The organism is Roseateles sp. P1_C6 (assembly GCF_056406315.1).
The window spans coordinates 536,642-551,303 of the sequence record NZ_JBFUAK010000001.1 but is presented as its reverse complement, the minus strand read 5'-3'; the positions used below and the strand labels follow the sequence as shown (position 1 = coordinate 551,303).

Genomic DNA, 14,662 nt, shown 5'->3' with positions numbered 1-14,662 from the left:
GGGTTGCCAGTTCACGCAAGTGGGGCAGCCCAAGCAAGACCCGCGCGGGTGGCGAAATTGGTAGACGCACCAGGTTTAGGTCCTGACGCCTTCACGGGCGTGCCGGTTCGAGTCCGGCCCCGCGCACCACCTCTGTCCTTCAACTGTTCCCGAGTCCATCATGGCCGTCACCGTCGAAACCCTCGAAAAGCTGGAACGCCGCATCACCCTGCACGTGGCGGCCTCTGAGATCAACAGCGAAGTCGAAGCCCGCCTGAAGAAGCTGGCCCGCACCGTCAAGGCCGACGGCTTCCGCCCCGGCAAGGTGCCGATGAACGTCGTCGCCCAGCGCTACGGCTACTCGGTGCAGTACGAAGTCGTCAACGACAAGCTCGGCGCCGCCTTCAACACCGCCGCCAACGAAGCGCAGCTGCGCGTCGCCGGCGCACCGCGCATCGAGCAGAAGGACCAGGCGCCGGAAGGCCAGATGGCCTTCGACGCCACCTTCGAGGTCTACCCCGAAGTCAAGATCGGCGACCTGGCCGCGGCCGACGTCGAGCGCGTCACCAGCGACGTGACCGACGAAGCCATCGACAAGACCGTCGAGATCCTGCGCAAGCAGCGCCGCAGCTTCGCCCAGCGCGCCGCCGCCGACGTGGCCGCCGCCGGTGACCGCGTCACCATCGACTTCGAAGGCAAGATCGACGGCGAGCCCTTCCAGGGCGGCAAGGCCGAAGGCTTCCAGTTCCTGATCGGCGAAGGCCAGATGCTGGAGCAGTTCGACGCCGCCGTGCGTGGCATGAAGGCCGGCGAGAGCAAGACCTTCCCGCTGCAGTTCCCCGAGGACTATCACGGCAAGGACGTGGCCGGCAAGGAAGCCGACTTCCTCGTCACGGTCAAGAAGATCGAGGCCCAGCACCTGCCCGAAGTGAACGAGGCGTTCGCCAAGTCGCTGGGCATCAAGGATGCTTCCGTCGAAGCCCTGCGCGCTGACATCAAGAAGAACCTCGAGCGCGAAGTGAAGTTCCGCGTGCTGGCCCGCAACAAGGGCGCCGTCATGGACGCGCTGGTTGCCGTGTCCGAACTGGATGTGCCCAACGCGCTGGTGCAAGGCGAAGCCGAGCGCATGGTCGAGCAGGCCCGCGAGGACCTGAAGAAGCGCGGCGTCAAGGACGCCGACAAGGCCGAGATCCCCGCCGACATCTTCAAGCCCCAAGCCGAGCGCCGCGTGCGCCTGGGCCTGGTGGTCGCCGAGCTGGTGCGCTCGAATAACCTGCAGGCCAAGCCGGCCCAGCTGCAGTCACACATCGAAGAGCTGTCGCAGAGCTACGAGAAGCCCGCCGAAGTGATGCGCTGGTACCTGAGCGACCGCGAGCGCATGGCCGAAGTCGAAGCCGTCGTCGTCGAGAACAATGTCACGGACTTCGTGCTGTCCACGGCCAAGGTGACCGACAAGTCCCTGCCGTTCGACGAGCTGATGGCCGCGGGCAACTGAGAGCCCCTCGCCTGACGAAGGCGCCGTGCCGCAAGGCCCGGCGCCTTTTTACTTGCGTGGCCATAATCTGCCCCCATAACAGCTGTTACTGATTTGTTTTCAAGGATCTGAATGAGCGCTCTCGACACCAGCAATCTCGGCCTCGTGCCCATGGTCATCGAACAGTCCGGCCGTGGCGAGCGCGCCTACGACATCTACTCGCGCCTGCTGCGCGAACGCATCATCTTCCTGGTCGGCCCCGTCAATGACGGCGTCGCCAACCTCGTCGTCGCGCAGATGCTGTTCCTGGAAAGCGAGAACCCCGACAAGGAGATCTCGCTGTACATCAACAGCCCGGGCGGCAGCGTGTCGGCCGGCATGTCCATCTTCGACACGATGAACTTCATCAAGCCCGAAGTCTCGACGCTTTGCATGGGCATGGCGGCCAGCATGGGCGCCTTCCTGCTGGCGGCCGGTGCCAAGGGCAAGCGCTTCTCGCTGCCCAACGCCAAGGTCATGATCCACCAGCCGCTGGGCGGCGCGCAGGGCCAGGCGACCGACATCGAGATCCATGCGCGTGAAATCCTGAAGACGCGTGAGGCTCTCAATCGCATCCTGGCCGAGCGCACGGGCCAGACCCTGGAGAAAATCCAGTCGGATACCGAGCGTGACTACTTCATGTCCGCGGCCGAGGCCCAGACCTACGGCCTGATCGACCAGGTGCTGGAACACCGGCCGTAAGTCGTGAGGGGCTGTAACCGGCCCCCGGATTCGCAGCGAAATCGGGGCCCTTATCCCCACAAGGGCCCCGAGATCGTTTGGACTATCATCATTCAGGCACCCGCCTGTCCACTGGCATTCCCCGAGCAGACCCATGGCCGACAAAAAAGGCACCTCCAGCGAAAAAGTTCTGTACTGCTCGTTCTGCGGCAAGAGCCAGCACGAGGTCAAGAAGCTGATCGCAGGCCCCTCGGTCTTCATCTGCGATGAATGCATCGAGCTGTGCAACGACATCGTCCGTGACGAGATCCCGGCGCCGGCACCGGCCGCGCGCGCCGGCAAGTCCGACCTGCCCGTGCCCAGCGAGATCAAGTCCAGCCTCGATCAGTACGTCATCGGCCAGGATGTCGCCAAGCGCACGCTGGCGGTGGCCGTGTACAACCATTACAAGCGGCTGCGCCACATGGCGTCGACCAAGGATTCGGTCGAGCTGTCGAAGAGCAACATCCTGCTGATCGGCCCGACGGGCTCCGGCAAGACGCTGCTGGCGCAGACGCTGGCACGACTGCTGAACGTGCCGTTCGTGATCGCCGACGCGACGACGCTGACCGAAGCCGGCTACGTCGGCGAGGACGTCGAGAACATCATCCAGAAGCTGCTGCAGAACTGCAATTACGACGTCGAGCGGGCGCAGCGCGGCATCGTCTACATCGACGAGATCGACAAGATCTCGCGCAAGGCCGACAACCCGTCGATCACGCGCGACGTGTCGGGCGAGGGCGTGCAGCAGGCGCTGCTCAAGCTCGTCGAAGGCACGATGGCCTCGGTGCCGCCTCAGGGCGGCCGCAAGCACCCGAACCAGGACTTCCTGCAGATCGACACGACCAACATCCTGTTCATCTGCGGCGGCGCCTTTGACGGCCTGGAAAAGGTCATCCAGAACCGCAGCGAGAAGTCCGGCATTGGTTTCGGCGCGACCGTGAAGAGCAAGTCCGACAAGCGCGTCGGCGAAGTCTTCCGCGAGTGCGAGCCCGAGGACATCATCAAGTTCGGCCTCATCCCCGAACTGGTTGGCCGCCTGCCCGTCGTCGCCACACTCGGCGAGTTGACCGAGGACGCGCTGGTGCAGATCCTGACCGAGCCCAAGAACGCGCTGGTCAAGCAATACCAGCAGCTGTTCGAGATGGATGGCGTTGAACTCGAAATCCGCAAGCCGGCCCTGGCTGCCATCGCCCGCAAGGCGCTGGCCCGCAAGACTGGCGCCCGCGGCCTGCGTTCCATCATGGAGCAGTCGCTGATCGACACCATGTTCGACCTGCCCGCCTTGGATGGCGTCGAGAAGGTCGTGCTGGACGAGCACAACATCGAGGACACGTCGGCACGCCCCTTGCTGGTCTATCGCGAGCAGGCCAAGGCCAGCGCCTGAGCTCCTCCCAAGCCCTCAACTTGCAATCGCCCCCTCAGGCCTGATATCGGCCTGAGAAAGAGAGGTCTTCATGTCCGGACATCCCATCCTTCCCGCCGACCCGATCACGCTGCCGCTGTTGCCGCTGCGTGACGTGGTCGTTTTCCCGCACATGGTCATCCCGCTGTTCGTCGGGCGTCCCAAGTCCATCAAGGCCTTGGAAGCCGCGATGGAAGCGGGCCGCCAGATCATGTTGGTGGCGCAAAAGGCCGCCGGCAAGGACGAGCCCAAGCCCGAAGACATGTTCGAGGTCGGCTGCGTCTCCAGCATCCTGCAGATGCTGAAGCTGCCCGACGGCACCGTGAAGGTGCTCGTCGAAGGCCTGCAGCGCGCCACGACCAGCTCGATCAGCGAGCCGGGTGAGCACTTCGTTGCCGAAGTCACGCCCATCCCGCCCGAGACCGAGCACGCGCCCGAGGTCGAAGCCCTGCGCCGCGCCGTGACGCAGCAGTTCGACCAGTACGTCAAGCTCAACAAGAAGATCCCGCCCGAGATCCTCACGTCCATCGGCGGCATCGACGATCCGGGTCGCCTGGCCGACACCATCGCCGCCCACCTGCCGCTCAAGCTCGACGCCAAGCAGGCCGTGCTGGACTTGGCCGAAGTGGCCAAGCGCCTCGAGAAGCTGCTCGACCTGCTCGAGCACGAAGTCGACATCCTGCAGGTCGAAAAGCGCATCCGTGGCCGCGTCAAGCGCCAGATGGAGAAGAGTCAGCGCGAGTACTACCTGAACGAGCAAGTCAAGGCCATCCAGAAGGAACTCGGCGACGGCGAAGAAGGCGCCGACATGGAGGAGCTCGAGAAGAAGATCCTCGCCGCCAAGATGCCCAAGGAGGCGCGCAAGAAGGCCGACGCCGAGCTGAAGAAGCTCAAGCTGATGTCGCCCATGTCCGCCGAGGCGACGGTGGTGCGCAACTACATCGACACGCTGGTCAACCTGCCCTGGAGCAAGAAGACCAAGATCAAGCACGACCTCGCGAATGCCGAGGCGGTGCTGAACGAAGATCACTACGGCCTCGAGAAGGTCAAGGACCGCATCCTTGAATATCTCGCGGTGCAGCAGCGCGTCGACAAGGTCAAGGCACCCATCCTGTGCCTGGTCGGCCCTCCGGGTGTCGGCAAGACCTCGCTCGGCCAGAGCGTGGCGCGCGCCACCGGCCGCAAGTTCATCCGCATGGCGCTGGGCGGCGTGCGCGATGAAGCCGAGATCCGCGGCCACCGCCGCACCTACATCGGCTCCATGCCGGGCAAGGTGCTGCAGAGCCTGTCCAAGATCGGCACGCGCAACCCTCTGTTCCTGCTCGACGAGATCGACAAGCTGGGCATGGACTTCCGCGGCGACCCGTCATCGGCGCTGCTGGAGGTGCTGGACCCGGAGCAGAACCACACCTTCGGCGACCACTACGTCGAGGTCGATTTCGACCTGTCCGACGTGATGTTCGTGGCGACGTCGAACTCGATGAACATCCCGCCGGCCCTGCTGGACCGGATGGAAGTGATACGCCTGTCGGGCTACACCGAGGACGAGAAGGTCAACATCGCGCAAACCTATCTGCTGCCCAAGCAACGCAAGAACAACGGCGTGCTGGACGAGGAACTGGACGTCACCGAGTCGGCCATCCGCGGCGTGATCCGCTACTACACCCGTGAAGCCGGCGTGCGTTCGCTCGAGCGCGAGATGTCCAAGATCTGCCGCAAGGTGGTCAAGGGCATCCAGCTCAAGGCCTACGTGGGCAAGGTGGTCGTCACCGACGAGAACCTGCATGACTTCCTCGGCGTGCGCAAGTACGACTTCGGCCGTGCCGAGAAGAAGAACCAGGTCGGCCAGGTCGTCGGCCTCGCGTGGACCGAGGTGGGTGGCGATCTGCTGACCATCGAAGCCACCGCGATGCCGGGCAAGGGCAACATCATCCGCACCGGCTCGCTGGGCGACGTGATGAAGGAGTCCGTCGAGGCGGCCCGCACGGTGGTGCGTTCGCGCGCCCGCCGCCTGGGCATCAAGGACGAGGTCTTCGAGAAGCGTGACGTGCACGTCCACGTGCCCGATGGCGCGACGCCCAAGGATGGCCCGAGCGCGGGTGCGGCGATGACGACGGCCTTCGTGTCGGCGCTCACCGGCATCCCGGTGCGGGCGGACGTCGCGATGACCGGCGAAATCACGCTGCGCGGTGAAGTCACCGCCATCGGTGGTCTGAAGGAGAAGCTGCTCGCGGCCCACCGCGGCGGCATCAAGACCGTGATGATCCCGGAAGAGAACGTCAAGGACCTGCAGGACATCCCCGAGAACGTGAAGAACCAGCTCGAGATCGTGCCCGTGCGCTGGATCGACCGCGTGCTTGAGGTGGCGCTGGAGACCATGCCCACGCCGCTGCCCGACGAGGAAGTGGCCGTGGCCGCGGCCAAGCCGGAAGACGGCGCGGCCAAGAGCACGGTGGTCCCTCACTGAGTGAGTGCAGCTGGCTTGTCAGCCGACAAAAAGTTGGATTACAATGCCAGCTTCGCTAGATAGCCAACTGCAAAGTTGACTGTCCGACGGAACAAAGCGGGATTAGCTCAGTTGGTAGAGCGATACCTTGCCAAGGTATAGGTCGAGAGTTCGAGCCTCTTATCCCGCTCCAAGATTTTCCGAAAGGGAAGCCCAGGCTTCCCTTTTTCGTCAAGGCCGCGCCAAACGGCCTTGATCGGGTTTACGGCGGCGCGATAGCAAAGCGGTTATGCCCCGGATTGCAAATCCGGTTAGTCCGGTTCGACTCCGGATCGCGCCTCCAGAAGAAGACACTGCGGGATTAGCTCAGTTGGTAGAGCGATACCTTGCCAAGGTATAGGTCGAGAGTTCGAGCCTCTTATCCCGCTCCAGTGTTTGACGCCACGGTGCGCCTTCGGGTGTTCCGGCGATGCGGGATTAGCTCAGTTGGTAGAGCGATACCTTGCCAAGGTATAGGTCGAGAGTTCGAGCCTCTTATCCCGCTCCAAACTTCACGGGAGATTCGTTGATCGAATCTCCCGTTTTCTTTTGTGCGGCCCGGATAATTCGCGCGCCGCCCGGGTGGCGAAATCGGTAGACGCAGCGGACTTAAAATCCGCCTTCTGGAAACGGAAGTACGGGTTCGAGTCCCGTCCCGGGCACCAAGCCAAGTGCCGGCTGGTCAGGACGACAGGTCGTCAGGCAAAGGTGTTGATGTTGCGACCCACGCTGCCCTGCGTGGCCAGGGCGGGTTGCTGCGGCAACGCATTGAGCAACGCGATGGCCCCCGCAGCCTGCACATCGAGCGCCTTCCTGAGCACCAAGGTGCTAGCCGCGCTCTGCACGCTGCCAAGGTCGCTGCTGGAGGCGCTGTTGACAGCCGCGCTGACGCTGGCGGAATTGGCGATGTTCATCTTTGGCCTATCGGCTGTTGCTCCGCCAACTTGAGGGCCGAATTCAACTGGCGGCTGACCAGTGCCGCACATCCACCTCGCGCCAGCCCATGACGCGCGTGATCCAGCCCTGCAGCACGGCCGGGGTGCCGCTGGTTTCGATGTGCAGCGCCGGCGACTCGGGGCCTGGCACCCACAAATCCACGGTCCGGCGGGCCACCGCGGTCTCGATGCGCAGCAGTTGCACGTCAGGGCCGAGCGCGGCCTGCCACAGTGGTTCGATCAGTGGGTAGTGCGTGCAGCCCAGCAGAGCGGTGTCGACACCAGCCGCGCGCAGCGGCGTGCAGTGGCGCTCGACGAGGGCCCGCAACGTCATGCTGTCGAGATCGCCGGCCTCAATGCGGTCGACGACGCCCGGGCAGCCCTGGACGATGACCTCCCGCCCGTTCGCATGACGCTCGATCAAGGCGCGCAGACGCGCGCTCGCCGCCGTCGCTGGCGTGGCCAGCAGGCCGATGCGGCCATTGCGCGTGGCGGCGACGGCGGGCTTGATGCCCGGTTCGGTGCCGACGAAGGGCAGGATGGGCCATCGCGCGCGCAGCGCCTCGATGGCGTGCGCGGTGGCCGTGTTGCAGGCCACGACGATCAGTTCGGCGCCTTGGGCGATCAGGTGTTCGGAGATGGCCATGCTGCGCGCACGGATCTCCTCGGGCGTACGGTTGCCATAGGGGGCGTAGGCGGTGTCGGCCAGGTAGCGCAGCCGGGCGGTGGGCAGCATCGCGTGGAGCTCGCGCAGTACCGTGAAGCCGCCAACGCCGGAGTCGAACACGCCGATTTCTCGGCCTTGGGAAGGGTCAATCTGCATGAGCGCGAGCAGTCTAGCTTCGCGATTCGAGAGGCCTCTCCAAAAAGAGTTCTGCCGATGGTGGCGGGCGTCTGGCTAGAATCGAACGATCGTGCTTTTTTAAGCGCGGCTCCTTCGAGGAGCGCCCGTAGAATCTGGTTAACGTTTACGTCAATTCGAGCTGGAGTTTCCGATGAAGGTCTTGGTTCCTGTCAAACGCGTCGTCGACTACAACGTCAAGGTGCGCGTCAAGAGCGACGGCACGGGCGTCGACATCGCCAATGTGAAGATGTCGATGAACCCCTTCGACGAGATTGCCGTCGAAGAGGCCGTGCGTCTGAAGGAGAAGGGCGTGGTGACCGAGGTCATCGCCGTGTCCTGCGGCGTCACGCAGTGCCAGGAAACCCTGCGCACCGCCATGGCCATCGGCGCGGACCGCGCCATCCTCGTGGAGACATCCGAGGAGCTGCAGCCGCTGGCCGTCGCCAAGCTGCTGAAGGCACTGGTGGACAAGGAGCAGCCGCAACTGGTCATCCTTGGCAAGCAGGCCATCGATGACGATTGCAACCAGACCGGCCAGATGCTGGCCGCGCTGACCGGCATGCCGCAAGGCACGTTCGCGTCCAAGGTCGAGATGGCCGGCGACAAGCTGAACGTGACGCGCGAAGTCGACGGCGGCCTGGAGACCGTGTCGCTGAGCCTGCCGGCCGTCGTGACGACGGACCTGCGCCTGAACGAGCCGCGCTACGTGACGCTGCCCAACATCATGAAGGCCAAGAAGAAGCAGCTCGACATCGTCAAGCCGGCCGACCTCGGCGTGGACGTGGCGCCGCGCATCAAGACGCTCAAGGTCAGCGAGCCGCCCAAGCGCGGCGCTGGCGTGAAGGTGGCCGATGTGGCCGCCCTGGTGAACAAACTGAAGAACGAAGCGAAGGTGATCTGATGACTGCTCTGGTTATTGCCGAACACGACAACGCCCACATCAAGGGCGCCACGCTGAACACCGTCACCGCTGCCGCTGCCACCGGTGGTGAGGTCCATGTGCTGGTCGCCGGCCACAACGCCGCTGCGGCTGCCGCGGCTGCCGCGCAGATCGCCGGCGTCACCAAGGTGCTGCACGCCGATTCCGCCGCGCTGGCCGACGGCCTGGCCGAGAACGTCGCCGCCCAGGTGATCGCCGTGGCGTCGGGCTACAGCCACCTGCTGTTCCCCGCCACCGCTTCGGGCAAGAACGTCGCGCCGCGCGTGGCTGCGCTGCTGGACGTGGCCCAGCTGAGCGACGTGACCAAGGTCATCAGCGCCGACACCTTCGAGCGCCCCATCTACGCCGGCAACGCCATCGCCACCGTGCAGAGCGGCGATGCGACCAAGGTGCTGACCGTGCGCACCACCGGCTTCGACCCAGCCGCCGCCACCGGTGGCAGTGCCGCCGTCGAGACGCTGGCTGCCGCTGCTGACAGCGGCAAGAGCAGTTTCGTCGGCCGTGAGGTGACGAAGAGCGACCGCCCCGAGCTGACCGCCGCCAAGATCATCGTGTCGGGTGGTCGTGCGCTGGGCTCGAACGACAAGTTCATGGAAGTGCTGACGCCGCTGGCCGACAAGCTGGGCGCGGCGCTGGGTGCCTCGCGCGCCGCCGTTGATGCGGGCTATGCGCCCAACGACTGGCAGGTCGGCCAGACCGGCAAGATCGTCGCGCCGCAGCTGTACATCGCCGCCGGCATCTCCGGCGCGATCCAGCATTTGGCCGGCATGAAGGACTCCAAGGTCATCGTCGCGATTAACAAGGACCCGGAAGCCCCGATCTTCTCGGTGGCCGACTACGGCCTGGAAGCCGACCTGTTCACGGCCGTGCCGGAACTCGTCGCTGCGCTGTAAACCCGCGCGCCGACCGCACCTCGGGCGCCTCGACTTCGTCTGTCGCGGCGCCCTTTTTGTTTCCGCAAGGAGGAACAAATGAGTTACCAAGCCCCCGTCAAGGACATGCTCTTCAACATCCAGCACCTCGCCGGGCTGGAATCGCTGACGCAACAAGTCCCCGCCTTTGCCGACTTCGGCCTGGACACCGCCGCCGCCGTGCTTGAAGAGTGCGCCAAGCTGACCGAGGACGTCATCGCGCCGCTGAACTTCGAGGGCGACAAGAACCCGTCGTCCTGGAAGGACGGCGTGGTCACGACGACGCCCGGATTCAAACAGGCGTTCCGTGCCTACGCCGAAGGCGGCTGGCAGGGCCTGGTCCACCCGACCGAGTTTGGCGGGCAGGGCGCGCCCAAGACCATCGCGGCGGCCTGCAACGAGATGCTGCAGTCGGCCAACATGAGCTTCGCGCTGTGCCCGCTGCTGACCGACGGCGCCGTCGAGGCGCTGCTGACCGCGGGCAGCGACGAGCAGCGTTCGGTCTACATCCCCAAGCTGCTGGACGGCTCGTGGACCGGCACGATGAACCTGACCGAGCCGCAGGCCGGCTCGGACCTGGCGCTGGTGCGCACGCGCGCCGAACCGCAGGGCGACGGGACGTACAAAGTCTTCGGCACCAAGATCTTCATCACCTACGGTGAGCACGACATGGCCGAGAACATCGTCCACCTCGTGCTGGCCCGCGTGGTCGGCGCGCCGGAGGGCGTGAAGGGCATCAGCCTGTTCCTGGTGCCGAAGTTCCTCGTCAATGCGGACGGTTCCCTGGGCGCACGCAATGACGCACACTGCGTGTCCATCGAACACAAGATGGGCATCAAGGCCAGCCCGACGGCCGTGCTGCAGTTCGGTGACCACGGCGGTGCGATCGGCACGCTGATTGGCCAGGAGAACCGCGGCCTGGAGTACATGTTCATCATGATGAACGCGGCTCGCTACGGCGTGGGCCTGCAGGGCATCGCCATCGCCGACCGCGCCTACCAGAAGGCCGTGACCTACGCGAAAGACCGCGTGCAGTCGCGTCCCGTGGACGGCTCGGTGGCCGGCAGCGCCGCCATCATTCATCACCCCGACGTGCGCCGCATGCTGATGACGATGCGCTCGCTGACCGAGGGCTGTCGCGCGATGGCGAGCACGGCGGCCGCAGCATTCGACGCGGCCCACCATCACCCCGATGCCGACGCGCGCAAGCAGAACCAGGCGTTCTACGACTTCATGGTGCCGCTGGTGAAGGGCTACAGCACGGAGATGAGCCTGGAGGTCACTTCGCTGGGCGTGCAGGTGCACGGCGGCATGGGCTTCATCGAGGAGACCGGCGCGGCGCAGTACTACCGCGACGCCAAGATCCTGACCATCTACGAAGGCACGACGGCCATCCAGGCCAATGACCTGGTGGGCCGCAAGACGACGCGCGATGGCGGCCAACTCGCCCGCGGCGTGGCCGGGCAGATCGAGGTGACGGAAGGGGAACTGGCCAAGCGCGACAGCGCCGCCGCGAAGTCGGTGCTGAAGGCGCTGCGCGCCTCGCGCGAGGACTTCCTCGCCGCCGTCGATTTCATCGCCGGCTCGGCCAAGGCCAACCCGAATGCGGCTTACGCCGGCTCGGTGCCCTACCTGATGCTGGCGGGCAACCTGGTCGCTGGCTGGCAACTCGCGCGCGCGCTGATGGCCGCGGAAGACGCCTTGGCGACTGACAAGGAATTCATGACCGCCAAGATCGTGACCGCGCGCTTCTATGCCGAACACATCCTGCCGCGCACCGCGGCGCTGCGCTCGGCCATCGTCGATGGCGCGGACAGCGTGACCGAACTCAGCCTCGAAGCTTTCTGACGGAGACATCCCCTTGGCATTGCCCGCAATCCTGAAGAACTTGCCGCTGCCGGCCATCGGCTCGCCGCTGTTCATCATCAGCAACCCCAAGCTCGTCATCGAGCAGTGCAAGGCCGGCATCGTCGGCTCCATGCCGGCGTTGAACGCCCGGCCGGCCGAGCTGCTCGACGAGTGGCTCAACGAGATCACGACCGAGCTGGCGGCGTACAACAAGGCCAACCCGGACAAGCCGGCCGCGCCGTTCGCCATCAACCAGATCGTGCACAAGAGCAACGAGCGCCTGGAGCACGACATGCAGGTGTGCGCCAAGTACAAGGTGCCCATCATCATCACGAGCCTGGGTGCGCGAGAGGACGTGAACAACGCCGTGCATGCCTGGGGTGGCATCGTGCTGCACGACATCATCAACAACAAGTTCGCGAAGAAGGCCATCGATAAGGGCGCCGACGGCCTCATCGCCGTGGCGGCCGGCGCGGGCGGCCATGCGGGCGTGAAGAGCCCATTCGCACTGGTCCACGAGATCCGTGAGTGGTTCGACGGCCCGCTGGCGCTGTCGGGCTCCATGGGCACGGGTGACGCCATCCTGGCCGCGCAGGCCATGGGCGCCGACCTGGCCTACATCGGCTCGGCCTTCATCGCGACCGAAGAAGCACGCGCCAGCGACGAGTACAAGCAGATGATCGTCGCCAGCAACAGCGACGACATCGTCTACAGCAACCTGTTCACCGGCGTGCACGGCAACTACCTGCGCGGCTCCATCGTCGCGGCAGGCATGGACCCGGACAACCTGCCCGAGAGCGACCCGAGCGCGATGAACTTCGGCGGCAGTGCGGCCAAGGCCTGGAAGGAAATCTGGGGCAGCGGCCAAGGCATAGGTGCCGTGCGCGAGGTGCTGCCTGCGGGGCAGTTGGTGGCGCGGTTGAAGCGCGAGTACCAAGCGGCGCGGGAGCGCCTGGCTTTGAACTGAGGCTCTGAGCCTCTGCCCGTCGACGGCCGCCCACGAGGCGGCCGTTTCCTTTTGTGAGTTTCCTGTCCCAGAAGCCGGCGACTCATGAAAACGTCTCGCACGGGTTTTCCATGAAACCGCTTTCTTGCCTCTCCCAGGAGGATGCGACGCAAATTTGAAAGCGCTTTCAGTTTGCTTTCGATTGGCGGCCTGACCCGGCAGCGGCTGCATGCCGGGGGAGCGCAGTAGGCCTTCGCAGCCGAGACACCGGCCTCGCTTTTCATCAATCGTTGGGCCCCTGAACGACCTGCCGACCTCTTCACGAGCGGGCAAAGGAGACAAAGGTGAATCTTGTTTTGCGTTGCATGCGCCTGCTCGGCGCCTGCTGGTTGCTGGCCCTGGGCCTGCTGGGCACCACGCCGGCGCTGGCCCAGGACTACACACAAGGCGTCGAGGTCAGCGGCACCACCGCCACCCTCTGGTTCAAATCCAATGTGTCGACCACCTGGGTCGACGCCCACTACACCGTCAACAACGGCCCGCAGCAGAACATCCGCATGACGGCCGCCAACGGCCGCTATGAGCAGAAGGTCACCGTGGCGACCGGCAATGTCATCGGCTACTGGTTCACCTACAACAACGGCACACCGGCGTACGACACGCCCAAGTTCACATACACCGTCGGCGGCGACACGGCCACCGGCCCGGTCTGCTTCTATGCCGACGTGAACTACACCGGCGCCAGTTTCTGCGCCAGCGCCGACTCGAGCTGGATAGGCACCGCCTGGAACGACCGCGTGTCGTCCGTCAAGGTGCAGGCCGGCTACCAGGTCACGCTGTACAACGACGTCAACCACGGCGGCGGCTCGCTGGCGCTGTCGGCCAATGAGCCCAACCTCGTGAACCGCGGCTTCAACGACCTGACGTCGTCCTACCGCGTCGGCACCAGCTCCACCAGCTGGAACGGCCGCACGACGTTCAACATCGTCAACCAGACGGCCGGCCGCTGGGCCGACGATCAGGTCTACTGGGCCATCATCGGCAGGGACTGGGCCACCGGCAAGTTCGTGCGCGTGGACGCCGCGGGCAACCTCATCCCCATGTCCACGGCCGACAACGGCGCGCTGAGCAAGGGCGGTGTCACGTACACCAACTACTTCCACAAGCTCAGCAACACCCGCTCCATCACCATCCCGGCGCTGGACTCGGCCCGCGTGCTGATGTCGGTGGGCTCGCCGATGTACATCAAGGTCGTCGTCGATGGCAACGGCAACATCGGCTATGCCGGCGCCAACATCGAGAACCCGACCGATCCCAACATCGACGTTTACTTCGACTTCGGCGAGATGGCCATCCTGCCGCTCGGCCATGCCAACCAGGGCATCTTCATCAACACGACGCGCGTCGACCACTTCGGCTTCCCGCTGAAGCTGCGCGTGCAGGGCGGTGGCGGCTTCGACCAGACGGTGGGCGAGGCGCTGGCCGAGACGCGTGACCAGCTCTTCAGCAAGTTCATCGCCGAAGTGCCGGCGCCCTTCAAGCCGCTGGCGCAGTCGCCGTACTCACCGTACCGCATCATGGCGCCGGCCCATGGCACCTTCAAACCCGGCCAGGCCAACGCCAACTACCTGCAGCCCTACATCGACGCCGTCTGGGCCCGCTACCGCAACGAAGACCTCGTCTTCACGCTGCAAAACCTGGGCACCTTCCGCGGCCGCGTCAGCGGCGACCGCTTCACCTTCACCGGTGGCTCGCCGGCCGGCACCTTCTACATCAACGGCAAGCCCGACACCGCCATGGTGCTGCTGGGCGCGGGCTTGCTGGCCGATGCCAGCGGCAACCCGACCAACACGGGCACGCAGCTGCAGATCCAGGCCCAGGTGTGCGCTGCGCTGAACCGCCACGTGATGGAGTCGCCGGCCAACTGGTACGTGCAGTCCGCGCACTACCCGGCGGGCCAGCTGGGCAACTGGTACGCCAAGTTCTGGCACGACCACAGCCTCGCCAAGAAGGCCTACGGCTTCGCCTATGACGACGTGGGCGACTTCAGCCCGTCCATCCACACGTCGGCGCCGACGACAGTGACGTACACGATCGGCTGGTAAGCCGACGGCTCCACCCATGACAAAGGCCCCG

Annotated in this window: 11 protein-coding genes and 6 tRNA genes; 15 read left to right on the top strand and 2 right to left on the bottom strand. The window is 65.2% G+C overall.

Going from position 1 to position 14,662, the window contains the following annotated elements; genetic code table 11:
- Positions 1 to 42 precede the first annotated feature (42 nt).
- From AC1D29_RS02280 to AC1D29_RS02235, 10 genes are all read left to right on the top strand, one after another.
- A tRNA-Leu gene (locus AC1D29_RS02280) sits at positions 43 to 129 on the top strand.
- Between the two features lie 31 nt (positions 130 to 160).
- The gene (gene tig / locus AC1D29_RS02275; protein ID WP_477894262.1) at positions 161 to 1,474 is read left to right on the top strand and encodes a trigger factor; all 1,314 of its coding nucleotides are present in this window, start codon (positions 161 to 163) and stop codon (positions 1,472 to 1,474) included.
- Positions 1,475 to 1,585: 111 nt separating this feature from the next.
- A complete protein-coding gene (clpP, locus tag AC1D29_RS02270; RefSeq protein ID WP_477894261.1) occupies positions 1,586 to 2,194 on the top strand; it encodes an ATP-dependent Clp endopeptidase proteolytic subunit ClpP in 609 nt (202 codons plus the stop codon).
- Positions 2,195 to 2,327: 133 nt separating this feature from the next.
- Positions 2,328 to 3,599 carry an ATP-dependent Clp protease ATP-binding subunit ClpX gene (clpX, locus tag AC1D29_RS02265; protein WP_477894260.1) on the top strand — a complete coding sequence of 424 codons (1,272 nt, stop codon included), beginning with the start codon at positions 2,328 to 2,330 and terminating at the stop codon, positions 3,597 to 3,599.
- A gap of 70 nt (positions 3,600 to 3,669) precedes the next feature.
- Positions 3,670 to 6,084: an endopeptidase La gene (gene lon, locus AC1D29_RS02260; RefSeq protein ID WP_477894259.1), complete on the top strand. Its 2,415-nt coding sequence runs from the start codon at positions 3,670 to 3,672 to the stop codon at positions 6,082 to 6,084.
- A gap of 96 nt (positions 6,085 to 6,180) precedes the next feature.
- Positions 6,181 to 6,256 (top strand) — tRNA-Gly (locus tag AC1D29_RS02255).
- Between the two features lie 76 nt (positions 6,257 to 6,332).
- A tRNA-Cys gene (locus AC1D29_RS02250) sits at positions 6,333 to 6,406 on the top strand.
- A 12-nt stretch (positions 6,407 to 6,418) separates the two neighbouring features.
- A tRNA-Gly gene (locus AC1D29_RS02245) sits at positions 6,419 to 6,494 on the top strand.
- A gap of 40 nt (positions 6,495 to 6,534) precedes the next feature.
- A tRNA-Gly gene (locus tag AC1D29_RS02240) sits at positions 6,535 to 6,610 on the top strand.
- Between the two features lie 68 nt (positions 6,611 to 6,678).
- Positions 6,679 to 6,767 (top strand) — tRNA-Leu (locus AC1D29_RS02235).
- A gap of 33 nt (positions 6,768 to 6,800) precedes the next feature.
- Here the strand turns inward: AC1D29_RS02235 and AC1D29_RS02230 are convergent.
- Both AC1D29_RS02230 and murI read right to left on the bottom strand, forming a co-directional pair.
- Positions 6,801 to 7,016: a YjfB family protein gene (locus AC1D29_RS02230; RefSeq protein WP_477894258.1), complete on the bottom strand. Its 216-nt coding sequence runs from the start codon at positions 7,014 to 7,016 to the stop codon at positions 6,801 to 6,803.
- A gap of 43 nt (positions 7,017 to 7,059) precedes the next feature.
- Positions 7,060 to 7,860: a glutamate racemase gene (gene murI, locus AC1D29_RS02225; protein ID WP_477894257.1), complete on the bottom strand. Its 801-nt coding sequence runs from the start codon at positions 7,858 to 7,860 to the stop codon at positions 7,060 to 7,062.
- A gap of 172 nt (positions 7,861 to 8,032) precedes the next feature.
- Between murI and AC1D29_RS02220 the strand changes: the two genes are divergently transcribed.
- From AC1D29_RS02220 to AC1D29_RS02200, 5 genes are all read left to right on the top strand, one after another.
- The gene (locus AC1D29_RS02220) at positions 8,033 to 8,782 is read left to right on the top strand and encodes an electron transfer flavoprotein subunit beta/FixA family protein (protein ID WP_477894256.1); all 750 of its coding nucleotides are present in this window, start codon (positions 8,033 to 8,035) and stop codon (positions 8,780 to 8,782) included.
- Positions 8,782 to 9,714 (top strand): electron transfer flavoprotein subunit alpha/FixB family protein, encoded by a 933-nt coding sequence (locus AC1D29_RS02215; RefSeq protein WP_477894255.1) that lies wholly within the window; start codon positions 8,782 to 8,784, stop codon positions 9,712 to 9,714. Before AC1D29_RS02220 ends, AC1D29_RS02215 begins: the two co-directional genes overlap by 1 nt.
- 78 nt (positions 9,715 to 9,792) lie before the next feature.
- Positions 9,793 to 11,580 carry an acyl-CoA dehydrogenase gene (locus AC1D29_RS02210; protein WP_477894254.1) on the top strand — a complete coding sequence of 596 codons (1,788 nt, stop codon included), beginning with the start codon at positions 9,793 to 9,795 and terminating at the stop codon, positions 11,578 to 11,580.
- 13 nt (positions 11,581 to 11,593) lie between these two features.
- Positions 11,594 to 12,547: an NAD(P)H-dependent flavin oxidoreductase gene (locus AC1D29_RS02205; protein WP_477894253.1), complete on the top strand. Its 954-nt coding sequence runs from the start codon at positions 11,594 to 11,596 to the stop codon at positions 12,545 to 12,547.
- A 323-nt stretch (positions 12,548 to 12,870) separates the two neighbouring features.
- A complete protein-coding gene (locus tag AC1D29_RS02200) occupies positions 12,871 to 14,631 on the top strand; it encodes a beta-1,3-glucanase family protein (protein WP_477894252.1) in 1,761 nt (586 codons plus the stop codon).
- The last annotated feature ends 31 nt before the right edge of the window (positions 14,632 to 14,662 follow it).